This is a genomic window from Bacillus sp. AM1(2019), from assembly GCF_009906915.1.
Taxonomy (GTDB): domain Bacteria; phylum Bacillota; class Bacilli; order Bacillales; family Bacillaceae; genus Bacillus; species Bacillus velezensis.
Genome location: NZ_CP047644.1, coordinates 460,754 through 484,099 on the forward strand (window position 1 = coordinate 460,754; position 23,346 = coordinate 484,099).

The 23,346-nt window shown below is 49.2% G+C and carries 24 protein-coding genes; 20 read left to right on the forward strand and 4 right to left on the reverse strand.

What is annotated here, in order from left to right; genetic code table 11:
* Window positions 1-5: 5 nt before the first annotated feature.
* Together GNE05_RS02390 and GNE05_RS02395 are read right to left on the reverse strand one after the other, a co-directional pair.
* Window positions 6-1,634, reverse strand: coding sequence for a copper resistance CopC/CopD family protein (locus tag GNE05_RS02390; protein WP_014416914.1), 1,629 nt, complete (start codon window positions 1,632-1,634; stop codon window positions 6-8).
* Between the two features lie 32 nt (window positions 1,635-1,666).
* Window positions 1,667-2,239, reverse strand: a complete 573-nt coding sequence (locus GNE05_RS02395) for a DeoR family transcriptional regulator (protein WP_007609432.1) — start codon at window positions 2,237-2,239, stop codon at window positions 1,667-1,669.
* Between the two features lie 176 nt (window positions 2,240-2,415).
* Between GNE05_RS02395 and GNE05_RS02400 the strand changes: the two genes are divergently transcribed.
* From GNE05_RS02400 to GNE05_RS02420, 5 genes are all read left to right on the forward strand, one after another.
* Complete coding sequence (locus GNE05_RS02400; protein ID WP_014416915.1) at window positions 2,416-2,757, forward strand: hypothetical protein; 342 nt, start codon at window positions 2,416-2,418, stop codon at window positions 2,755-2,757.
* 175 nt (window positions 2,758-2,932) lie between these two features.
* The gene (locus GNE05_RS02405; protein ID WP_014720723.1) at window positions 2,933-4,372 is read left to right on the forward strand and encodes a PTS mannitol transporter subunit IIBC; all 1,440 of its coding nucleotides are present in this window, start codon (window positions 2,933-2,935) and stop codon (window positions 4,370-4,372) included.
* Between the two features lie 25 nt (window positions 4,373-4,397).
* Window positions 4,398-4,829, forward strand: a complete 432-nt coding sequence (locus tag GNE05_RS02410) for a PTS mannitol transporter subunit IIA (protein WP_012116817.1) — start codon at window positions 4,398-4,400, stop codon at window positions 4,827-4,829.
* Between the two features lies 1 nt (window position 4,830).
* Window positions 4,831-5,952: a mannitol-1-phosphate 5-dehydrogenase gene (locus GNE05_RS02415; RefSeq protein WP_017419262.1), complete on the forward strand. Its 1,122-nt coding sequence runs from the start codon at window positions 4,831-4,833 to the stop codon at window positions 5,950-5,952.
* 68 nt (window positions 5,953-6,020) lie between these two features.
* Window positions 6,021-6,416, forward strand: a complete 396-nt coding sequence (locus GNE05_RS02420; RefSeq protein ID WP_160182388.1) for a 3-hydroxyacyl-ACP dehydratase FabZ family protein — start codon at window positions 6,021-6,023, stop codon at window positions 6,414-6,416.
* Between the two features lie 38 nt (window positions 6,417-6,454).
* Here the strand turns inward: GNE05_RS02420 and GNE05_RS02425 are convergent, their stop codons facing one another.
* Window positions 6,455-6,619: a hypothetical protein gene (locus tag GNE05_RS02425; RefSeq protein WP_003156294.1), complete on the reverse strand. Its 165-nt coding sequence runs from the start codon at window positions 6,617-6,619 to the stop codon at window positions 6,455-6,457.
* A gap of 127 nt (window positions 6,620-6,746) precedes the next feature.
* On the opposite strand from GNE05_RS02425, the gene GNE05_RS02430 reads away from it, so the two are divergent.
* The 9 genes from GNE05_RS02430 to GNE05_RS02470 all read left to right on the forward strand — a co-directional run bounded on the left by GNE05_RS02430 (window position 6,747) and on the right by GNE05_RS02470 (window position 14,158).
* The gene (locus GNE05_RS02430) at window positions 6,747-7,496 is read left to right on the forward strand and encodes a Cof-type HAD-IIB family hydrolase (RefSeq protein ID WP_003156292.1); all 750 of its coding nucleotides are present in this window, start codon (window positions 6,747-6,749) and stop codon (window positions 7,494-7,496) included.
* A gap of 205 nt (window positions 7,497-7,701) precedes the next feature.
* Window positions 7,702-8,466, forward strand: a complete 765-nt coding sequence (locus tag GNE05_RS02435; protein ID WP_160182389.1) for a 5-oxoprolinase subunit PxpA — start codon at window positions 7,702-7,704, stop codon at window positions 8,464-8,466.
* Window positions 8,467-8,488: 22 nt separating this feature from the next.
* Window positions 8,489-9,703, forward strand: coding sequence for an NRAMP family divalent metal transporter (locus GNE05_RS02440; protein WP_121984523.1), 1,215 nt, complete (start codon window positions 8,489-8,491; stop codon window positions 9,701-9,703).
* A 4-nt stretch (window positions 9,704-9,707) separates the two neighbouring features.
* On the forward strand, window positions 9,708-10,502 hold the full coding sequence (locus tag GNE05_RS02445; protein WP_160182390.1) for a putative hydro-lyase: 795 nt from the start codon (window positions 9,708-9,710) through the stop codon (window positions 10,500-10,502).
* Between the two features lie 29 nt (window positions 10,503-10,531).
* A complete protein-coding gene (gene pxpB, locus GNE05_RS02450) occupies window positions 10,532-11,263 on the forward strand; it encodes a 5-oxoprolinase subunit PxpB (protein WP_121984521.1) in 732 nt (243 codons plus the stop codon).
* A gap of 2 nt (window positions 11,264-11,265) precedes the next feature.
* Complete coding sequence (locus GNE05_RS02455) at window positions 11,266-12,273, forward strand: 5-oxoprolinase subunit C family protein (protein WP_160183183.1); 1,008 nt, start codon at window positions 11,266-11,268, stop codon at window positions 12,271-12,273.
* A gap of 17 nt (window positions 12,274-12,290) precedes the next feature.
* Window positions 12,291-13,040: an IclR family transcriptional regulator gene (locus GNE05_RS02460; RefSeq protein WP_060563092.1), complete on the forward strand. Its 750-nt coding sequence runs from the start codon at window positions 12,291-12,293 to the stop codon at window positions 13,038-13,040.
* Window positions 13,041-13,104: 64 nt separating this feature from the next.
* Complete coding sequence (locus tag GNE05_RS02465) at window positions 13,105-13,746, forward strand: spore germination lipase LipC (protein WP_007609458.1); 642 nt, start codon at window positions 13,105-13,107, stop codon at window positions 13,744-13,746.
* A gap of 196 nt (window positions 13,747-13,942) precedes the next feature.
* The gene (locus GNE05_RS02470; RefSeq protein WP_369719110.1) at window positions 13,943-14,158 is read left to right on the forward strand and encodes a YczI family protein; all 216 of its coding nucleotides are present in this window, start codon (window positions 13,943-13,945) and stop codon (window positions 14,156-14,158) included.
* On the opposite strand, the gene GNE05_RS02475 is transcribed toward GNE05_RS02470, so the two are convergent.
* Window positions 14,129-14,449, reverse strand: coding sequence for an antibiotic biosynthesis monooxygenase family protein (locus GNE05_RS02475; protein ID WP_003156282.1), 321 nt, complete (start codon window positions 14,447-14,449; stop codon window positions 14,129-14,131). The genes GNE05_RS02470 and GNE05_RS02475 overlap by 30 nt on opposite strands.
* Window positions 14,450-14,605: 156 nt before the next feature.
* Here GNE05_RS02475 and GNE05_RS02480 point away from each other — a divergent pair, with 156 nt between their 5' ends.
* From GNE05_RS02480 to GNE05_RS02505, 6 genes are all read left to right on the forward strand, one after another.
* Window positions 14,606-16,609, forward strand: coding sequence for a penicillin-binding transpeptidase domain-containing protein (locus GNE05_RS02480; protein ID WP_160182391.1), 2,004 nt, complete (start codon window positions 14,606-14,608; stop codon window positions 16,607-16,609).
* 113 nt (window positions 16,610-16,722) lie between these two features.
* The gene (locus GNE05_RS02485; protein WP_021495104.1) at window positions 16,723-17,625 is read left to right on the forward strand and encodes an aldo/keto reductase; all 903 of its coding nucleotides are present in this window, start codon (window positions 16,723-16,725) and stop codon (window positions 17,623-17,625) included.
* Window positions 17,626-17,924: 299 nt separating this feature from the next.
* On the forward strand, window positions 17,925-20,009 hold the full coding sequence (locus GNE05_RS02490; protein ID WP_160182392.1) for a BglG family transcription antiterminator: 2,085 nt from the start codon (window positions 17,925-17,927) through the stop codon (window positions 20,007-20,009).
* 222 nt (window positions 20,010-20,231) lie between these two features.
* Entirely contained in the window at window positions 20,232-21,746 is a 1,515-nt protein-coding gene (locus GNE05_RS02495) for a class I adenylate-forming enzyme family protein (protein WP_160182393.1), read from the forward strand.
* Window positions 21,747-21,904: 158 nt separating this feature from the next.
* The gene (locus tag GNE05_RS02500; protein ID WP_160182394.1) at window positions 21,905-22,765 is read left to right on the forward strand and encodes an SDR family oxidoreductase; all 861 of its coding nucleotides are present in this window, start codon (window positions 21,905-21,907) and stop codon (window positions 22,763-22,765) included.
* Window positions 22,766-22,777: 12 nt separating this feature from the next.
* Entirely contained in the window at window positions 22,778-23,281 is a 504-nt protein-coding gene (locus tag GNE05_RS02505; protein WP_021495101.1) for a D-lyxose/D-mannose family sugar isomerase, read from the forward strand.
* The last annotated feature ends 65 nt before the right edge of the window (window positions 23,282-23,346 follow it).

The window sequence follows — 23,346 nt, forward strand, 5'->3', positions numbered from 1 at the left end:
ACTCCTTAGTTTGTCGTTGAGAATATTTGGTTGATTTCATTAAAATCGTTTGTCAGCCCGTGGACTTTGATCTTCCAGTTTCCCTTTTCGGTGATGGACAGGTTGGCGGCTTCGAATGTGCCTTCCTTCGTCTTCTTCAAATCAAAGGTGCTTTCATGCTGTTTGCCGCTGAAGCCCGTCTGGTAAACAGTGACCGTAAATTGCTGAATGTCTTTTACCAAGCTGCCGTTGTGATCGGTGACAATGACTTGAAATTCATTTTTACCCGGCTGGTTCGGCGTAATGTGCAAGGACAGGGTCTCCCCGTTTCCGATCGTTTCTGAGCCGTTAAAAGGCAATGGCGCAGGCGGCGGCGGGCTGGGCAGGCTTGTGAAGACGGCGGTTGTGAATAATACCGCGATGCCTAGTGCCCATTCGGCCTTTATCGTTGCGCTGATGCTCCTTTTTCTGCTGAACTTCGTCATCCATACGTGAACGGCGCCGAGCGCAAGCATGATGACAAACAGTCCGATTTTCAAAAGGAGCGTCTTACCGTAAGCGGTGTGAAAGAGTGAATCAAACGTGCGGATAATGAAAAATCCGTTCAGCACACCTGAAAATAACAGCACGCCGACAGAGGCGAACGCCCAAGGAGAAAACCGTCTGACCGTTTCCCAAGCGATGGTTTTATCGGGTTTTCTCCACTCTGATGAAAGAAGCAGCACAAGCGCGGCGATACCGCCCATCCATACAGACGCGGCCGATAAATGGAGAAAGTCCATTGCGATGCCGACCGCTTTTTCGTCGATAACGGCCGCATGCCCGGCGAATGCTTTTGCCAAAAGCGAAGCGAAGAAGAACAAAAGCGGCGCCGTCCAGTACGCAAATGACCGGAATGCTTTCTTCTTCAACAGCGGGATCATGGACAGGGCGAGCAGGATAAATAAGCTGATCTGGATCATCCAGACGTACCCGCCTGCCGTTTTCAGAAGCGTTTCTTTTACATAGTCCGGCTGAAACGCGGCGCTCCAAGCGCCGCCCGCGTTTTCTTTCGTCTGGATCGGGAGCTGGCAGATAAGCGCGAGCCCCGTTAAACACAAAGAAATCACGAGCAGCTTTACAGTTCGTTTTGCTTTTGATGAATCTTTATTATTTCTGTACCAAAACAGATGGAAAAAAGCCGTGCCGATAAACAGGGAGAGAGCGGTGTACAAAATACCGCGGTCGATGGCCGCTTCGGGATGAAGCGCCGCTTGCGATGATGTCTGCTCCTGAAGTTCTCCGCCGGCTTTTCCGATACTGAAAGGGATGACGCCGGATACCGGATGTCCGTCGGCCGATACCGCGTTCCATTCCGCTCTGTAAATATCATGCGGCAGGTTTTTTTTCAATGCCGCGGTCATGATGCGGGCATCATTTTTTTGAATCACCGTTTTGCCCGCGTCAACCCGTTCGCCGGATGAATTATAGACCTTAATGGAGTGGAAGCCTTCTTCAATCTGTTCATTAAACTCAATTTCAATCTGCTTCGGCGCTTGTTTTAATTCGCTGTTCTCACCCGGATTTGAGTTTGTGATGTAGGCGTGGGCGAAGCTTGTTTTCGGAATCAAAACAAGGAACAGCAAAAAGATGAGCCAGCGTTTGTTCTGTCTCATGGATGATGACACCGCCTTCCGGTTGGTTGTTGTTATGTCTTGCTGCAGGTGCATCCCTTCTGCCTGTCGTGTAAGATGATGTCCGCCGCCTCGTCAAAGGTGCAAATGACCCCGCCGAATCCTTTTTGAAACCGTTCTGCGTAATCAAGCGTTGAGAAGGGAATCGCCTGAGGCCGGCAGCAGTGAAGGTCAATATCGGCATGGACTAAAAAGTATGCGGAAGCTGCCGTCAGTGTCGTCTGGAGAAGAAAATCTTTACAAATGACGTGGGACACTTCTTCCTTTTTATCCTCATACCGCAAAATCGCGCAATGAATGCAGCACATCTGCTCAACGGCTTGTGAAACGGTAATAAGCTGAACAGAATATGAATGCTGAATCGGCCGCAGGCAATAGCCGCATTGATTGGCGCTTCGTTCTGAAGCGGGAGGGAGCGTAATGCCGCCGGGTGTCCGGATAATCCGGTTTGCATCCGCCAGCTGATTGACGTCTCTGTACACGGTCATCTCGGAGACGCCGAATCTCTCGCTTATGTCAGAGATTTTCAGCGCGCCCTCTTCTTTCAGCCATTCAAGCAAGGTTTGCTGTCTGTGAATCGGAAGCAATTCTGCATCCTCCTTTTTATGCGAATGAGTGATGAACCTCCCTCTAAGAGTAGATGTTTTCACAAATGCACACAAGAGCCTGATGATAAAATATGTGAAAAAATGTTGAACAATCACAAGTGTAAAAGACGTAGTCAGACTCTGTTATAATAGAAGAGTTGAATGGAGGAATAAACATGAAAGAAACGACCTGCCCGAACTGCGGCAAGCCGATTACAGGCGACATGGTCAGATCATCCATGATCCCGTGCCAGTTTCAGTGCGGGCATTGCCATGTGAAATTGCGTGAATATAAAGTATCCGCTCCGATTATGGCTGCGGCCATTGCGATCACGGTGCTTTTGATTTATCTTGTGCAGATGGCCAGAACCGCCGTCATGCCGATGTTTCCGGCAGCGCGGTATGTGCCGGCCGCCATTTTCGCGCTCGTATGTGCGTATCCGGTGTTTATTATCAGTGAGCGGCTCATTGCCAAACTCGTTGTCACAAAAGGACACATTATATACAGAAAGCGGTAAGACACCTTTGATGAGGTGTCTTTTTTTTGTTAAGGATTTGTCACAGTCTCTGTGCCAAACTCCTCTTTACTTTTCATTGAATGGGGATTGTAAGCGTTTTATGATGAAGACACAGGGGAGAGAGAAACCCCGTGTCTTATTTATTTTCATCTGAAGGCAAGCAAACAGGGAGGGAATGAACATGCAGCAAGAACAGCAAGCTGGCATGAAAGTGAAGATACAGCGGTTCGGCAGTTATTTAAGCGGTATGATCATGCCGAATATCGGCGCATTTATCGCATGGGGAATTATCACCGCGCTGTTTATTCCAGCGGGATGGTTTCCGAATCCGCAGCTGAATACATTGGTAAGCCCGATGATTACGTATCTACTGCCGCTTTTAATCGCATATACGGGCGGAAAAATGATTTACGATCACCGCGGGGGAGTCGTCGGAGCGACGGCGGCCATCGGAGTCATTGTCGGAGCGGACATTCCGATGTTCTTAGGGGCAATGATTATGGGGCCTTTGGGCGGTTATCTCATTAAACAATTAGACCGTGTGTTTAAAGATAAAGTCAGACAGGGTTTTGAAATGCTGATCAACAACTTCACGGCGGGAATTATCGGAGCTGTGCTGACGATTATCGCGTTTTATGCGATCGGCCCGGTCGTCCTGTCTCTTAACAAATTGCTGGCGGCGGGTGTGGAAGTCATTGTCCACGCGAATTTGCTGCCGATTGCAAGCGTTTTCGTAGAACCGGCGAAAGTCCTGTTCCTGAATAACGCGATCAACCACGGCATTTTAAGTCCGATCGGAATCGAGCAGGCCGCCAAAGCGGGTAAATCCATTCTGTTCTTAGTGGAAGCGAACCCCGGGCCGGGACTCGGTATTTTACTGGCATATATGTTCTTTGGGAAAGGCTCTTCAAGATCGACGGCTCCGGGAGCGGCGATCATTCATTTCTTCGGGGGGATTCATGAAATCTATTTCCCTTACATTTTAATGAAACCGATGCTGATCCTCGCGGCGATCGCCGGGGGAGCGAGCGGACTGCTTACATTCTCGATCTTTAACGCGGGTCTTGTCGCCGCATCATCTCCGGGAAGCATCATCGCCATTTTGGCGCTGACGCCGAAAGGAAGCTATCTCGGCGTGCTGGCGGGCGTCATCGTTGCCGCGGCCGTATCGTTTATCGTTTCGGCGCTTATTCTGAAATCGTCTAAAGCGGGTGAAGAAGATTTGACAGCCGCGGCGGAAAAAATGCAGGAAATGAAAGGCAGGAAAAGCGAAGCGGCGGCCGCGTTGGCAGACAAAGAGGAAGAGCCGGAAAACAGCGCCGCTGATATTTCCGCCGACCAAGTCAGCCGCATTATCTTCGCGTGCGACGCAGGTATGGGATCGAGCGCAATGGGCGCCTCCATTTTAAGAAACAAAGTGAAAAAAGCAGACCTGGATATTGATGTGACAAATACGTCGATCAATAATCTGCCGAATGACGCGGATATCGTCATTACGCATAAGGACCTGACTGACCGCGCGAAAGCGAAGCTGCCGCAGGCGGTGCACATTTCGGTTGATAATTTCTTGAACAGTCCGAAATACGATGAACTGATTGAAAAGCTTAAAAACTAATCAAACAGAAAGAGGGATCTTCATCATGGAAGTATTGGCTAAAGCGAACATCAAACTGAACCAGACGGTGAACTCAAAAGAGGATGCCATCCGCCTCGCGGGACAGACATTGATTGATAACGGCTACGTGAAGAACGGCTATGTGGAAAAAATGTTCGAACGTGAAGAAACATCATCCACGTTTATGGGGAATTTCATCGCGATCCCGCACGGCACGGAAGATGCAAAGGATGAGGTGCTTCATTCAGGCATTTCCGTCATCCAGATTCCGGACGGTGTTGAATACGGTGAAGGCAATACGGCAAAGGTCGTTTTCGGTATCGCCGGAAAAAACAATGAACACTTAGACATCCTGTCAAACATCGCCATCATCTGCTCAGAGGAAGAAAACATCGAACGGCTGATCAGTGCAAAGACGGAAGAAGAACTGGCCGCTATTTTCAGCGAGGTGAACTGACATGATTGCCCTTCATTTCGGAGCGGGAAACATCGGGCGGGGCTTTATCGGCGCCCTGCTCCATCATTCCGGCTATGACGTAGTTTTCGCTGATGTGAATGAAACGATGGTCAGCCTTCTCAATGAAAAGAAGGAATATACCGTGGAGCTTGCCGACGGCGGCCGGCAGACCGAAATCATCGGCCCCGTTTCAGCCATCAACAGCGCGGTGCAAGAACAAGAGCTGTACGGGCTGATCAATGAAGCAGCGATCATTACGACGGCGGTGGGCCCGAACGTTCTCAGACTCATCGCCCCGTCCATCGCGGAAGGGCTGAAGCGCAGAACGTCCTCTGAGCCTCTCAATATCATTGCCTGTGAAAATATGATCGGCGGCAGCAGTTTTCTGAAAAAAGAAGTTTTCGGACATTTGACGGAAGCGGAGCGGGAACTCGTGAACCGGACGGTCGGCTTCCCGGATTCTGCGGTGGATCGGATCGTGCCGATTCAGCACCATGAAGATCCGCTGAAAGTATCCGTAGAACCGTTTTTTGAATGGGTCATAGACAGAACCGGCTTTGCCGGCGGCCAGCCGGTACTGGAAGGTGCGTTGTTTACGGATGATCTTACGCCTTTCATCGAGAGAAAGCTGTTTACCGTCAATACCGGCCATGCCGTTACGGCGTACGTCGGCTATCAGCGCGGATTAAAAACCGTCAAAGAGGCCATCGGCCATCCGGAAATCCGGCGTGTCGTGTACGATGCACTTTCAGAAACGGGCGAGTACTTGGTGAAAGCGTACGGCTTTAAGCAAGCCGAACACGAGCAGTACATGAAGAAAATCATCGGCCGCTTTGAAAATGAATACATCACGGATGATGTGACAAGAGTCGCCAGATCACCGCTCAGAAAACTCGGAGCGAATGACAGATTAGTAGGGCCGGCCAAAAAAATAAAAGAACCGAACGCGCTGGCAGAAGGCATCGCCGCCGCCCTGCGCTTTGACTATCAGGATGATCCGGAAGCGGTTGAGCTGCAAAAGCTTATCACGGAAAAAGGCACGAGCGGCGTTCTTCAAGACATTTGCGGTATTCAGCCGCATGAGCCGCTGCACGGCATCGTGCTCAAAAAGCTCAATCAATAAAAATGAACCCGCGTCGGGGGACGCGGGTTTTTTCTTGCGTTATAATGAGAGGGAAGGGAGGCTGCGTGATGAATCAGAAGCTATTGCCCCATCGTTTTCCGTTTCTTTTGATTGACGGCACGACGAACAGTGAAGCCGGAAAATGGGCGGCTGCTTACAAAAACATCAGTGAAAATGACTGGTTTATAACTGAATCCCAAAAAGAGATGCCATTTTCGCTCGTCGTTGAAGCAATGGCCCAAACGGCGGCTTGCGCGGGAATTACCGGCGGTGACGGTCTCGGTCTCTTATCCGCGGTGAAGAAAGCGGAAAGGTTAGGTGCCGCTTTGCCGGGAGACCGTCTGGATCTTTTTTTTGAGGTCACGCGAATCAGACGCGGTTTTGTGTTCGGCCGGGCGAAAGCGTCCGTTGCCAGGAAGCCTGTGGCGGAAGCGGAGCTCAGCATATTTATCCAGCCATCGTAAAAAAAGCCGCCTCCAGCGGCGGCTTTCGGACAAGCGTGTTATTTTGTATCATAATCTCTTTCACTTTGTGAATTGTCCCTTTGGTCATGTTTGTGTTTTTCGTCATTGGCGTTTTCCTTCAGCTCTTCCAGCGGAATCGGATCGGTTAAATCATGATGTTCAGGATTTTCATTCGGTTTATTCTTTTGTTTTCTTTCTTTCATCCTCCATCACCTCAATATTTATTTTCCTCAACGCTCGCCCTGCCAAACGCAGGAAGCGGTTTTTTGTTCCTGTGGGTCATATGTATTAAAATAGAGACGACTACAATATAAAAAGTGAGGTACATATATGCCGATACAAAGAGAAGACGCAGATATTAAACTGATCGCGATTGATATGGACGGAACCCTGCTCAATGACGAGCAGCTCATCCCGGAGGAAAACCGGCGGGCGATCAAGGAAGCGGAGGCGAAAGGAATTCACGTCGTCATCAGCACAGGACGCACGCTGATGACCTGCCGCGAACTGGCTGAGTCTCTCGAGCTGTCATCCTTTTTAATCACGGCAAACGGCAGCGAAATCTGGGATTCCAACTTTGAGCTGGTTGAGCGCAAGCTTCTTCATACCGATCATATTCAAAAATTATGGGATCTGAGGAATAAGCACAACACGAATTTCTGGGCTTCTACCGTCGATAGAGTGTGGAGAGGGGAATTCCCGGAAACGATTACGGATCATCAGTGGCTCAAGTTCGGGTTCGAAATCGAGGATGACGAAGTGCGGAATGAGGTGCTGAAAGAGCTCAAAGAATACAAGGAGCTCGAAATCACAAACTCAAGTCCGATCAACATCGAAGTCAATGCCCTCGGTATCAACAAAGCGGCTGCGCTGGCGAAGGTATCGGAAAAACTCGGCTTCACGATGGAAAATGTGATGGCCATGGGTGACAGTCTGAATGACATTGCCATGATTGAAAAAGCGGGTGTCGGCGTCGCCATGGGGAACGCGCAGGACATCGTGAAAGAAACAGCTGACTGGGTGACTGATGTCAACACGGAAAACGGGGTCGCCAAAGCGATCCGCCACTGGGTGTTATAATAGAAAAAAGGGAGAGTCTCAGCATGAGGCTCTCTTTTTTTGTTTTGTCAGATTTGTGACTAGGTCTATGGTAGGTTTTCTGACAAAAGGATGTTCAAACCTGTCAGAATTAAATATAATGAAGAGAAATTCAACAATTCGGAATAATCGTTCCGAATATCGGAATGATAATAAAATAAAACGTTTACAATACAGGAGGGAGCTTATGTTTCAGATTGACATCAATTGTGATTTAGGAGAGAGTTTCGGTGCTTATAAAATCGGACTGGATGAAGAGATTTTGGATTATGTGACATCTGCAAACATCGCCTGCGGCTTTCATGCGGGGGATCCCAGCGTGATGCGCAAAACGGTTGCGCTTGCGGCGGAAAAAGGCGTGAAAATCGGCGCTCATCCCGGGCTGTTCGATCTGCAGGGATTCGGGCGGCGGCAGATCGCGATTACGCCCGAGGAAGCGTATGATCTGACGCTGTATCAAATCGGCGCGCTGTCAGGGTTTTTAAAAGCAGAAGGTGTCGAGATGCAGCATGTGAAGCCGCACGGCGCTTTATATAATATGGCCGCCGTCAATCCCGGCCTGTCAGAAGCCATCGCTCAGGCGGTCTTTCATTTTGATCCCGGACTCGTTCTTTTCGGGCTTTCCGGAAGCGAGCTGATTAAAGCGGGAGATCGAATCGGACTGAGGACGGCAAGCGAAGTGTTTGCGGACCGCACCTATCAGGAAGACGGCACGCTGACGCCGCGTTCAGAGCCGGATGCGCTGATTCAGGATGACAAAAAAGCGGTCGGTCAAGTGATTCAAATGGTGAAAGACAGCACGGTGACATCACGTAAGGGACAAGCTGTAAACCTGAAAGCGGACACGGTCTGCATTCACGGAGACGGCGCCCACGCGCTGACATTCGCAAAAACAATCAAAAAAGAATTAAAAGCAGCAGACATTCAAATCAGCGCGCTTGCAAAAGACTGAGCAGCAGAGGGAGGAAGACAGCATGGAGCAAAAGAAAAAAACAGCCGGAAAGGCTTCCGGGAAATGGTCGCTTCTTTTAGGCGCGACATTTTTGATGGCGACATCATCAATCGGGCCCGGCTTTCTGACGCAAACGGCCACGTTTACCAATACATTGGCGGCAAGCTTCGGCTTTATCATTTTAATCTCTATTATTTTGGACATCTTCGCGCAAACCAATGTATGGCGGATTATCGCGGTTTCCGGAAAGCGCGGCCAAGAGATTGCCAATATGGTGCTTCCGGGCGCCGGTTATGCCATTGCTTTTCTGGTCGTGCTCGGCGGACTTGCGTTTAATATCGGAAACATCGGCGGCGCGGGTCTCGGTCTTCAAGTATTATTCGGAATCAAACCGGAGATCGGCGCTTTAATCAGCGCTGCGATTGCGGTTCTGATTTTCGTCATAAAGGAAGCCGGAAAAGTCATGGACCGTTTTATGCAGATCGCCGGAATCGTCATGATCGTATTGACGGTGTATGTTGCCGTAACGACGGCTCCGCCGGTCGGACACGCCGTTGTGAAAACTTTTATGCCTGATCATATCAGTGTGCTGGCAATCGTGACGCTTGTCGGCGGTACGGTCGGCGGATACATTACATTTGCCGGCGGCCACCGCTTGCTTGATTCAGGCATCCAAGGGAAGGAAGTCATTCCTCAGGTGACGAAAAGCTCCATCACGGGCGTCTTGATTACATCTGTTATGCGGATTGCCCTGTTTCTCGCCGTGCTCGGCGTCGTTTCAAAGGGCCTGCGCATTGATCCTGATAATCCCGCGGCTTCTGTGTTCAAGCTTGCGGCGGGAAATGTCGGCTATAAAATTTTCGGCGTCATCATGTGGTCTGCCGCTATCACGTCTGTCATCGGCGCCGCCTATACATCGGTGTCATTCTTCAAATCGTTTTCGGCAAAAATCGAAAAGCACTCACATGGCGTAATTATCGGTTTTATCATCGTATCCACTCTTATTTTTGTCACGATCGGCCAGCCTGCCAAAATTCTGGTCGCGGTCGGTTCGCTTAACGGCTTAATTCTGCCGCTTGCATTAGCGATGATTCTGTTGGGCGCTTATAAGAAAAAAATCGTCGGCGATTACAAGCATCCGATCTGGCTCACGATTGCAGGGGCGATCGTAGTGGTTGTCATGGCGGTTATGGGCATCTTTACATTATTCTCGCAAATGCCGCAGCTATGGAGCTGATGATATGAAAAACCATATGAGAGATACGAGTCCCGAAGAAGTCAGACAGCTTATCAGGAAAGGGCAGATGACCGGGCCGACGGCGGGGGTGGCCGTTTCTTACGCACAAGCCAATCTCGTCGTTTTGCAAAAGGATCTTGCCTTTGATTTTCTTTTATTCTGCCAGCGTAATCAAAAGCCTTGTCCGGTGCTTGATGTGACGGATGCGGGTTCACCTGTTCCGGCAATAGCGGCGCCGGGAGCTGATATCCGGACGGACTTTCCGAAATACAGGATTTATCGGCATGGCGTGCTTACTGAAGAGGTAACGGATATTACACCGTATTGGAAGGATGATTATATCGGGTTTTTGATCGGCTGCAGTTTTTCATTCGAGCAGGCCCTTATCAATCAGCACATTTCAATCAGGCACATCGATGAAGGCGTGAACGTTCCCATGTATAAAACAAATATTGACTGTGTTCCGGCGGGCCCGTTTTCAGGAAAGATGGTCGTCAGCATGAGACCGATTCCGGAAAGGCTTGCAGTTCGCGCGGCGCAGGTTACGTCACGTTTTCCCGCCGTACACGGCGCCCCCGTCCGCATCGGAAATCCGCAAAGCATCGGCATCAGCGATTTGCATCAGCCGGATTTCGGAGATGCCGTAACGGTGCGGGAAGGTGAAGTTCCCGTATTCTGGGCCTGCGGCGTTACACCCCAGGCGGTGATCATGGAAGCAAAGCCTGATATCGTAATAACACATTCACCGGGGCACATGCTGATCACCGATATACGAAATGAATCGCTTGCTGTCCTGTAAGTGAGAAAGAATACAACGAGGTGATGACAATGATGCAGTATAGCGGAAATACAGCGCTTGATATACAGCCGTATGGTGATTCCGCCGTTATCATCCGCTTTGGCGGGCACATCAGCGAAGAGGTCAACAGCCGGGTGCATGCGGCGGCAGCCTGTCTGGAAGAACGGCCGTTTCCGGGCTTCGTTGAATGTATTCCGGCATTCACAAGCTTAACGATCTTTTATGACGTGTATGCCGTCTCAAACATAAAAAAAGGCGTCTCTCCTTTTGCCCTGGTCAAGAAAGAAGTGACAGAACGTCTCAGTCATATAATGACCGGCCGCAAAGAAGAGCGCCGGGTGATGGAAATCCCCGTTTGCTACGGCGGTGATTTCGGTCCCGATTTAGAAGAGGTCGCTGAGATGAACGATCTGACCCCGGAAGACGTCATCCGCATTCATACTGAAGGCGAATATCTCGTTTATATGCTCGGATTTGCGCCGGGGTTTCCGTTTTTAGGAGGAATGTCTGAGCGGATCAGAGCGCCGAGAAAGGCGTCGCCAAGGCCGTCCATCCCGGCCGGTTCAGTAGGAATCGCGGGAATGCAGACCGGTGTGTATCCGATATCCACTCCCGGCGGCTGGCAGCTGATCGGCAGCACCCCGCTCCGGCTTTTCAGGCCGGAAGAACATCCGCCGAGTCTTTTGAGAGCGGGCGATACGGTGAAATTCGTCCGGATCACAGCAGAGGAGTACAGCCGCATCAAGGAGGGAGCCGAATGAGTATGAAAGTGGTAAAACCCGGTCTCTTGACGACGGTTCAGGACACGGGACGGACGGGATATCAGAAATACGGTGTATTGGGAAGCGGCGCAATGGATACGATCTCTCTGCGCATCGCCAATCTTCTTGCCGGAAATCAAGAAAAAGAGGCGGGGCTTGAAGTTACGCTCATGGGGCCCGGGCCTTCCTTTGAGTTCTCAGAACCCGCGGTTATTGCCGTCACGGGGGCGGATTTCGCCTTTCATATTAATGGGGAGCCCGCCCCTCTGTGGAAACCGGTTTTGATAAAGGAAAACAGCGTCGTCTCATTCGGGCCGTGCAAGCTGGGGAGCCGCGCATATCTCGCCGTCGCGGGGGGATTTGACGTGCCCGCCGTCATGGAAAGCAAAAGCACGTATGTCAGAGCGGGGATCGGCGGCTTTTGCGGAAGAGCGCTGCAAAAAGATGATGAGCTGCCGCTCGGCCGTATGACGCCATGTTCGGAATCAATCGCGTACCGTCTGAGCGATTCTTTCGGACAGCATGGTTTCTCAGCGCCTGATTGGTCTGTCAGCAGCAGAGGGTTTCTGCCGCTGAAAAAAAATCCGGTCATACGAGTGCTTGAAGGCGCTCAATTTCACGCTTTTACAGAAGAAGCAAAATTACGTTTTTATCAAGAGTCATATACGGTCACGCCTCAATCCGACCGAATGGGCTACCGGCTGAAGGGCGCTCCGCTTGAATTGCGGGAGCCGCTGGAAATGGTATCTGAGGCTGTGACGTTCGGAACGGTGCAGGTGCCGCCGGACGGCAATCCGATTATTCTGCTGGCTGACAGACAGACGACGGGGGGCTATCCGCGAATGGCGCATATCATAACCGCCGATCTTCCTCTAGTCGCCCAAACGATGCCGGGGGAACATATTACGTTCCGGGCCGTTGCGCTGGAGGAAGCGGAAATGCTGCTTTTGGAGAAGGAACAGCAGCTGAAGGAGCTGAAAGCAAGGCTCAAAATGGAATGGCTGATCTGACAAAGGGGCTAAAGACCATGGAAAACAAAAACAAAACCGTCATCAAATCAATGGAACTGCTTCATTTGTTTCTGACTGAACCGAGCCTGAGCTTAAATGAGCTGGTTTCTCTATCGGAAATGCCGAAGACTTCGGTTCACCGGATGGCAAGCTCACTGGAAGAAACGGGATTTCTCACCCGGGCAGCGGACGGCCGTTATCAGCTTGGCCTGATCTTTTTACAATTCGGCCAGCTCGTCTCTGAACGTCTGGATATCAGGAAAATAGCCAAACCGATTATGGAAGAGCTGTGCGGCGAAGTGGATGAGGCCGTTCAGCTGATCATGAGGGACGGGGATGAAGCCATTTACGTCGAAAAAATTGAAGGCACCCAAACCGTCCGCCTGTATACGGCAATCGGCCGCCGGTCGCCGCTGTACGCGGGAGCGTGCGCCAGAAGCATTTTATCGTTTCTGCCGGAAGAGGAGATTGACACATACATTCAGAAGACAAAGCTTGCCGCAATCGCCTCAGGCACGATGACGGATCGGGCTGAGCTGCTTCACTCCATTGAAAGATCCTTGCAATCAGGTTATACGATCAGCTATTCGGAATTAGAAGATTATACGGCGGCGATCGGGGCGCCGATTTTCAATCACGAAGGTAAGGTGGCTGCCGGAATCAGCATCGCCGGCTTCGAAGCCCGGTTTTCAGAGGACAGGCTGCCGTATTTAACCGAAAAGGTCAAAAACGCCGCACAGCATATTTCTGAGAAATTAGGTTATTGACCGAGCCAATTTTTCTTCACTCGCGTACATTACAATATCGATAGTAACGAGTGGAGGAAAGTAAATGGGACTTGTTTATACGGCGCTGGGGGATTCTTTGACGACGGGGAGGGGATCCGGGCCGTTTTCCGCCGGTTTTGTCCAGCGGTTCGGGCGCATGATGGCAGAAGATTTACAGACAAGAACCGACGTATCCATCTTTGCCAAATCAGGCCTTGAGACGGGAGAAATTCTCGGGCTTATGTCCTTGCCGTACATTCAGAGGCGGATTCAGGCTGCTGATATGATTACGATTACAGGCTGCGGAAACGATTTGATTGATTCGGTTCAGGCATATCAGCAAACATCGGATGCTTCGGTATTCACCAGCGTGTCCAGTCACTGCCATGAGAACTTTGAAAAGATGATAGCCAAGATCGCTGCCTTAAAAGGGCCGCACCCGTCTCCTTATGAGATCCGCGTCTTCAATTTATACAATCCTTTCCCGGGCATCTCCATTGCAGAAAAATGGATATCCTCTTATAATGCGCACCTCAGCACACTCGCATCGGCGCCGCACGTCAAAATTGCCGACGTCCACAGCGCTTTCAAAGGAAAAATGAATGAATATCTTTCTCATGACCGCGTACACCCCAACAGCAAGGGGTATGAAGTCATGGCATGCGTCCTGCGGGGGCTCGGATACGGAAGCCTCGCCCGCTCATAAACCGCGCGCTCCTTTTCATGGGGAGCGCGCTTTTCGTGCTCCTTAAAACAAACTTAAAATTGTCCGACTTTCGTTCTATCCGCACAAAAAGTACGCTAGAATAATGGGGGATAAAGACAGAAATAGAATTGTGTTCAAAAAATGATAACAGAAAGGATGGATTGCTTTGCTGCGCGCCTTAAAACTGTCACTCGCGATGCTGATTATTATACTTGCGGCCGCCGCATTTACGTATGCGGAACATACCTCTGTCATACAGCCGGTTATGCTCGTGTTTCTCGGTGCGGTCATGTTCATTCAGGGGCTGGAGGAAAAACGGAAAGAAAACGACGGCTCCGGGAAATTCAATATCTATACCGCCGTTTTTGTATGGTCAATCTCCTTAATCGGTTTTACGCTTCACGCGATCTGAGTCTGATAGATCCTGAAAATGCTCCACAACAGGAAATGGTGAATAAAAACGGTGCAGTAAGGCTTTCCACTCCTGATATTCCGGCGATCCGCGAAAGCCTTTTGTATGATCTTCTAATGTCTCCCATTCCACAAGCAGCAAATATTTATGCGTCTTTTCCATACATTTGGACAAGGAATGGGACAGATAACCTTTCATGCCCGCGATAATCGGCTCCGCCCGGCGGAATGCCTCTTCGAATTCCCCCTCAAGGCCTTCTTTTACATACAGCATGGCTGCTTCTCTGATCATCTGAAATTCCTCCTTTTTTTAATAGATACATTGTATAAGAATATGGGCCGTGACGGCCGGAAAAACAAAAAAATTTTAAACGCTATGAGAAAAAAATCCTTGCCAGCCTGATTTGGTTTAGGAGAAAATAACAGTTGGAAGGCAGGGGAATAGACAGTGAAAAAAGGGTTATACCTATTACTTTTACTCGCAGGAATCATAGGTTTGATCGGCTGCTCGAAAACGGAATCGGCCGAAGACAGAATGAAAGATTTCGTGAAAGACTGGAACGGCGGTCATTACGATAAGATGTACCAAAGCCTCACCCAAGATGAAAAGAAAAAACGATCCAAAAAGGATTTTGTAAAACGATATGAAACCATTTATGAACAAGCAGGGGTCAAAAATCTGAAAGTCACTGCCGAAAAACAGGACGAAGACGATAAGAAAAAAGATGACCTCCAGCACATCGATTATAAAGTCAGCATGGATACAAAAGCAGGGAAGGTCGCTTTTGAAAACACGGCCGTCCTGAAAAAAGAAAAAACAGACGATGAAGAATCATGGAATATCGACTGGAATCCTTCTTTTATTTTCAAACAGCTTTCCGATGACAAAACCGTGCAGATCGCAAATGAGGAACCGAAGCGCGGACAAATTTACGACAAAGACGGAAAAGGTCTCGCCGTGAATACCGAGGTGCCGGAAATCGGCATTATCCCTGGAAAACTCGGCAAGGATAAAGACAGCGTGATCAAAAAACTGTCTGAAAAACTGGACCTTTCTGAAGACGATATCAAAAGCAAACTGAACCAGGGCTGGGTAAAAGACGACTCCTATGTCCCGATTCAAAAAATCAGACCGGATGATGAAAGCAAGGTCAAAAGCCTGCTCGCACTAGACGGCGTGACGAAAACGAAAGTCAGCTCCCGCTACTATCCGTACGGCGAAAAAGCGGCCCATCTGACCGGCTATATTAAAACCATCACAGCGGAGCAGCTGAAAAAAGCGAAAGACGGCCAATACAGCGATACTTCCAAAATCGGCATCGCCGGCCTTGAGAATGTATATGAAGACAAGCTGCGCGGCACGACCGGCTGGAAAATTTACGTCCCGCAAACAGGTGAGGTCATTGCTGAAAAGAAAGCCGAAAGCGGGCAGGATATTCATGTAACGATTGACATGAAAACGCAGACGAAGCTGTATGATTCTATGAAAGATGACAGCGGAGCGGCAGTCGCCCTCGAACCGCAAACGGGAGAGACACTCGCGCTCGTCAGCGCACCGTCTTATGACCCGAACGGCTTTCTTTTCGGCTGGAGCGGAAAAGAGTGGAAAAAGCTGAATGAAGATAAAAACAATCCGTTTTCAGCGAAATTCAACAAACTTTATGCGCCGGGATCAACGATTAAACCGATTGCTGCGGCAGTCGGCCTGACAAACGGCACATTGAAAGCGTCGGAAAAGAAAAAAATTACCGGAAAAGAGTGGCAGAAAGATTCGAGCTGGGGCGGTTACCATGTCACACGCGTATCAGAGCGCCTGAATGAAGTGGATCTCGAAAACGCGCTGATCACATCGGACAACATCTACTTTGCGCAAAATGCCATAGATGCCGGAGCGGACGCGTTTACAAAAGGATTAAAAACATTTGGCTTTGATGAAGAGATTCCGTACCAATTTCCGATTGAAAAGTCCTCAATCGCTAACGGCAAGCTTGATTCCGAGATCCTTCTCGGAGATACGGGCTACGGCCAGGGGCAGATGCTGATGTCTCCGCTGCACTTAGCGGCTGACTATACCGCATTTGTAACAGACGGAAATCTCGTCAAACCGACATTGATCAAAGACGGAGAAAAAACACCGCAAATCTGGCATAAGCAAGTGGTGTCGAAAGCCAATGCCGAAGAAATCACAAAAGGGCTGAGAGGCGTCGTTGAAGATCCGCGCGGCTCTGCATATCAGCCGGCCGTAAGCGGCATTACCGTAGCAGGAAAAACCGGCACAGCCGAGCTGAAAACGTCTAAAGAAGATAAAGACGGCAAAGAAAACGGCTGGTTTGTCGGTTACGATTATAAAAAGAAAGACCTCTTGATCGCGATGATGATTCAAGACGTCAAAAAACGCGGCGGAAGCCATTACGTCGTTGAAAAAGCGAAAAAGCAGTTTCAGAATCATTAAATGACGATTTTTGCGGGCTGAAAGGAAAATCGGCCGCCGAAGCAGAATGAAACAGCATGGGCAATTCCTGAAAACAGAGATACAAGAGGCTCTAAGAAAAAGGGGGATTTCACATGCAGCGCATTCAATTGGCTGAAGACCTGGAATTTTCAAGAGTGATACACGGGCTTTGGCGTTTGAACGAATGGAATGTTTCAGACGGAGAGCTGCTGAATCTGATTGAATGGTGTATCAGCCAAGGCATCACCACCTTCGACCATGCCGATATATACGGCGGTTATACGTGTGAAAAGCTGTTCGGCGGCGCTTTGTCCCTTTCGCCTTCAATAAGGGAGCGAATCGAAATCGTCACAAAATGCGGGATTGTCATTGAATCACCGGAACGGCCCGGAAACAAGTCGCATCATTATAATACGTCGAAGTCTCACATTTTAGCGTCGGCGGAGCAGTCGCTTTTGAATCTGAATACGGATTATCTGGATGTGCTGCTCATTCACAGACCGGACCCGCTTATGGACCCGGAGGCGGTGGCTGAAGCGTTTCACGCGCTGAAAAGCTCGGGAAAGGTCAGATATTTCGGGGTGTCGAACTTTAAAGCGCACCAGTACAGAATGCTCGAATCCTATTTGGATGATCCGCTCATCACAAACCAAATTGAAATCTCGGCGTACGAGCTGGAAAATATTCATGACGGCACGCTGGATTTCTGTCAGGAAAAACGCATTCCGCCGATGGCGTGGTCACCGCTTGCGGGCGGGAGCGTCTTTACCGGACAATCAGATAAGGACGTCCGAATCCGTGCCGCACTTCGTTCCGTACAGGAAGAAATCGGCGCCGCTTCCATTGACGAAGTCATGTACGCATGGCTGTTCACCCACCCGGCAGACATTATGCCGATTGTCGGCAGCGGAAAAAAGAACCGCATTTCCGCCGCGGTGCGTGCATCCGCGTACAAACTCAGCCATGATCAGTGGTTCCGGATTTATACCGGTGTCCAAGGCTGCGATATTCCATAAACAGAACAAACGCCCGGAAGCTATCTTCCGGGCGTTTGTTTATGTGGTGTGCAATGTCTAAAAACAAGTAAGGTCACTTTGAAGTATAGCCGTGCGGATCAAGAGTAACAAGCGTCATGGCATATTATCTGACACATTTTTCTTTTTCAATACTGTCACACGGCCCAGTGCCAAATTGCCATTTGAAAATGGTTGAATAATCATTGAAAGCGTTTTATATTATAACTTACACCACTTTCCCCGGCAGCACTCCCCATATGCCATACTTCTCACAACTAGAAAATCTGGAGGCGCGTTTCATGTATATGACAGCGAGAGAACAAAAATTAATGAAACATCTTTTACTGCAGAACCGGTACGAGACAGTGCATGAACTGGCGGAAGCTTTACAAGTCAGCACAAGAACCGTTCACCGCGAGTTGAAAACAATCAAACCGATGATGGAATCATTCGGTCTGGCACTTGATAAACAGCCCGGCAAAGGACTGAAAGCGGTAGGAAACCCGGAGGACAAACAAAAACTCCTGTCAGACCTGTCCTATGAACAGCATGAATACAGCGCTGAGGAGCGGAAACTTTTAATTCTATGTTCACTATTAGAGTCTCAAGAGCCGATCAAGCTCTACAGTCTGGCGAACGAACTGCAAGTGACAAACGCGACGATCAGCTATGACCTGGATGAGCTGGAGACTTGGATTGCGCCCTTCGGCTTGACGCTGATCCGAAAAAGGGGCTTCGGCATTCAGCTGACGGGGCCGGAAAATGCGAAACGGAAAATCGTCGGCAATCTCATCGTCAACCGCCTTGATATTCAAAGCTTTTTGGAAGCGGTTGAATTGAATATTAAAGGAAAACCGGACGATGCTGAAAAAATGTTCGGCGTCGTAAATAAAGCGGAACTTTTGAAAATGGACCGGCTCTTAATTCAGCTCAAGGAAAAAATCGCGATCGCCTTATCTGACAGCTCATACATGGCGCTTGCGGTTCATTTAACCTTTGCGATGGACCGGATCAGGCTCGGAGAAACCATCACGATGGAGGCTTCAGAACTAAAAGCGCTGCAGCAGACGAGGGAGTACGGCTCTGCGCTGGAAATGGCAAAAGAGCTTGAAAAAGCGTTCGGCGTTTCAATTCCGGAAGCTGAGATCGGTTATATCACCATTCATTTGCGGAGCGCCAACCGCAAATACAAAACGGAATTCAAACCGGAAGACATAGAGGTTGAAACGGCCTTGCAAACGAAGCAGCTGATCGGCTTCATTTCTGAAAAAATTAAAATTGATCTGACGGAAAACGGTTCTTTATACGACGGTTTAATCGCCCATCTGGAGCCTGCGATCAACCGGGTAAAAGAAAATATCGACATGTACAACCCGATGACCGAGCAAATTAAACGCGACTACTTTCTGCTGTACATGGCCGTAGAAGAAGGAATGGAAAAATTCTTTCCGGGGCTTCTTTTCTCTGATGATGAGATCGCTTTCATCGTTCTTCACTTCGGCTCCGCTCTGGAAATCAAACGGGAAGAAGCGAAGATCAAAGCGCTGATCGTCTGTTCTAGCGGCATCGGGTCGTCCAAAATGCTCGCATCCAGGCTGAAAAAAGAGCTTCCGGAAATCCGTTCCTTTGATATGTCTTCCCTCATCGAACTGAAGGACCGAGACACCGCTGCGTATGACATGATCGTATCCACTGTTCCGATCCCGTATGAAAACATTGATTACGTCATGGTCAGTCCGCTTTTAAACGAAGAAGACGCTGATCAGGTCAAGCAGTACATCAAAAGAAAAATTCCGCTGATTCTTGACAAAAAAAGAAACGGTAAAAGAGAAGAGAAGCAGCCGGAGACGCCTGATATGCTGGAAGCGGCCGGCCGTATGGCGCATTACGCGGCGGTTATCCAAAGCGTGCTGCGGAACTTTTCGGTCAAATCCATTGATTCAAACACGGCGTATGAGCTGTTTTTGAACCGTATGTTTGACATGCTGGAGCAAGAAGGATTGGTTCATAATGCCCAAAAAACCGCACAGCGCCTTGCTGAGCGTGAACGACAGGGCGGACTCGGCATTCCGGGAACGGCGATGGCCCTGTACCATCTCAAAAATGAAGAAATTGTCACGCCTTTTTTCAAAATTTATGATTTGACAGCTCCATGCAGTGTCAAAGGCATGGACGGAAATTCCCTGACCGCCGACCGCGCTTTGGTGATGATGGCGCCGGCTGATATGCCCGCTGAAGGGTCGGAAATACTAAGTGCGGTCAGCTCGGCCATTATCGAGTCTGAAGACAGTATAAAAGCCTTCCAGACTGAGGATGAGGCCGATTTATACAAACGTTTAAACAAGCTGTTTTATCATTTCATTCAGGAGAAAGGACAGCGGTAAACAGGAAGCGCACACCTCATGTGGGGTGTGTTTTTTTGTGCATGTATGAGGGTAAGGGGAAGGGAAGAAACTAAAAACACGGGACTATTGTATCATTCACTGATGGAATAGTTCTAAAACAAAATAGTTTTACAAGTTATATTTTTTGGTTTAAAATGGGTTGCGTGAGAAAGAAAATCTGACAGAGTTTTTTTTTGATTTATCATTATGGGAGATGAAAATATGGAGACATTACAGCATCTGATTCTGCATGACATTTCAAATAGCGAAGAGATCGAAGCTGTAAAAAGCGGTGCGTATACCCTGACCTACGCGGAATATCGAAAACGAATCAACCAGCTTGCACAAGCGCTTCTTGATAAAGGAATAAAAAAAGGCGACAGAGTGGCGATGCTTTGCAAAAACGGCCACGCGGCATCCATTGTCATGTTTGCGGCACTCGAAATCGGCGCGGTGGTTGTGCCGGTCAGCTGGCAATTAACACCTTACGAAATGAAAGGCATTTTAGCAGCCTGTGAACCGAAAGCTGTTTTTTACAGCACTGAATTTAAAGAGATCATGGAAGAAGTGCTTCCTGCGCTTGCATCTTCTCTTAAACTGAAGGTCGTAACAGGAACAGCTGCGGAGACAACGCCTGAGTTTGACGCTTTATTGACAGGCTCCGGTGATACACCGGATGTCGAAACGGTGTCTGAAAACGATACGGCATTGCTGATGTTTACCTCAGGTACAACCGGCAATCCGAAACGCTGCATGATCACTCACGGCGGCATATACAACTACGTAAACGCGACATTGGCATACACGGGGAGAATGCAGCATGTCCGCTTCTTAGCATGCCATCCGAATTACCATACGAGCGCGATTATCTGCCAGATGGTCGGCACGATGAGCGGAACGACATTCATTATGACAGACAATCAGGACCCTGTGGAAAACTTGAAGCTCATCGAAAAAGAGAAAATTCAAACCGTGATGGCGCTGCCTGTCTATTACACATACCTGCTGAAAGCATGGGAAACGCATCAGACTGACATGTCTTCTATCGTTTATATGATGACGGGAGGCACAAAGGTGCCAAGCAGTCTGATCCAGCAGTATCTCGACATCGGCATCCCGCTCATGCACGGATACGGAAGCACGGAAGCGTGGGGCATCAGCTCTTGGAATCCGCAAATGGGAATGGATAAAGCCGCTTCCGCGGGTAAACCGATGGAAGAAGTGGACGTCCACGTTGTAGATCCGGAAACAGGCGAAGTCCTTCCGCAAGGCTCAATCGGAGAAGTCGTTGTGACAAGTCCGTTTTTATTCAAAGGCTATGAAGGTAACGAAGAAGCGACACGAAAAGTGCTGAAAGACGGCTGGTTCCATACCGGCGATTCCGGCTATGTGGATGAAGACGGATTTATCTTTATCACCGGACGTTATAAAGATGTCATCATCTACGGCGGCGACAATATTTATCCCGACCAGATTGAAGAGGTCATTCAGCAAGTGCCTGGAATTCTCGAAACGGCGGTTGTCGGTATCCCTGATCCGCTCTACGGCGAAAAGCCGAAAGCGTTCATCGTGACAAACGGCAGAGAAGGCCTGACAGAAGAAGAAGTGACCCGATTCCTTCAAGAACGTCTTGCCGCCTTTAAAATTCCGGAAATTGAGTTCGTCAGCGAACTTCCGAAAAACAACCTTGGAAAAGTGAGAAAAGACGTGCTCCGCAAACAAGCGGTACGTTCATAATAGAAAATAAAAACCCGGCTGCCAGCCGGGTTTTTTTCTTGCGTTCCATGTGAAACATTTTTCTCCGAAAACGTTTTGAACTGTCTCATTCATGTTTATCCAAAAGACAGCCGAGGTAGACAAGAAATATGAGATCGAACAAGAAGGAGGAACTTGACATGGAAAACTATCCGAAGGAATTCCCGGCGGAATCACAAAACCGCCAGCCGGGCATTGAGAGCGAAATGAATCCGGCGCCTGTTTATGAATACAAAGAATATAAAGGCGCTGATAAATTAAAAGGGAAAACCGCACTTATCACAGGGGGCGACAGCGGTATCGGACGCGCCGTAGCGGTTGCTTACGCGAAGGAAGGCGCAAATGTCGCGATCGTCTATTTTGATGAACACGATGATGCGAAAGATACAAAAAAACGAGTGGAAGAAGAAGGCGTAAAATGTCTGTTAATCCCCGGCGATGTCGGTGAGGAAGACTTTTGTAATGAAGCCGTTGAAAAAACGGTTGAAGAATTCGGGCGTCTTGATATTCTCGTGAATAACGCCGCGGAACAGCATCCGAAAGAAAGCATTAAAGACATCACAAGCGAGCAGCTTCACAGAACCTTTAAGACAAACTTTTACTCACAATTTTATTTGACTAAAAAAGCGATTGATTACATGAAGCCGGGCAGCGCGATCATCAATACGACATCCATTAATCCTTACACAGGCAATCCGCAGCTGATTGACTACACGGCTACGAAAGGCGCGATTAACGGTTTTACGAGATCCATGGCGCAAGCGCTCGTCAACGACGGTATTCGTGTCAACGCCGTGGCGCCGGGGCCGATCTGGACACCGCTTATTCCGGCGACATTCTCAGAAGAAACAGTCGCTTCCTTCGGTCAGACTACGCCGATGGGCCGGGCAGGCCAGCCTGTTGAACATGTCGGCTGCTATGTGCTCTTGGCCTCAGATGAATCATCTTATATGACCGGGCAGACGCTGCATGTCAACGGCGGCAGATTTGTGACCACATAAGGGGGCTGAAGCATGACGATATCGAAACATGACGTGAATGCATACTATCAAAAAGCGGGAATCGTTCTGACTGATGATGAAGTCGAAGACATTCAAATCATGGATTACGGCTTAGACAAGCTTGAGGAAACCGGGCTTCAGCTGTTTATTTACGTGAATACCGACCGCTACTGTTCGAAAGAATTGGTGCTCTTCCCGGGCCAGACGTGTCCGGAACACCGCCATCCGCCGGTCGGCGGCGAGAAGGGAAAACAAGAGACATTCCGCTGCCGCTGGGGGAAGGTGTACCTCTACGTGGAAGGTGAAAAGACAGAGAACCCAAGCGTCCTCCCGCCGGAAGAAGACAAGGAATACTACACCGTCTGGCATGAGATTGTGCTTGAGCCGGGCGGACAATACACCATTCCGCCGGATACGAAGCATTGGTTTCAAGCGGGAGAAGAAGGGGCGGTCATTACGGAAATGTCATCGACAAGCACGGATGATCACGATGTTTTCACCGACCCGCGCATTTAAGGATGAGGCTGCTCGCCTCATCTTTTTTGTATGGAAAAAAATGAATTTACCTGTATAATGGCTAA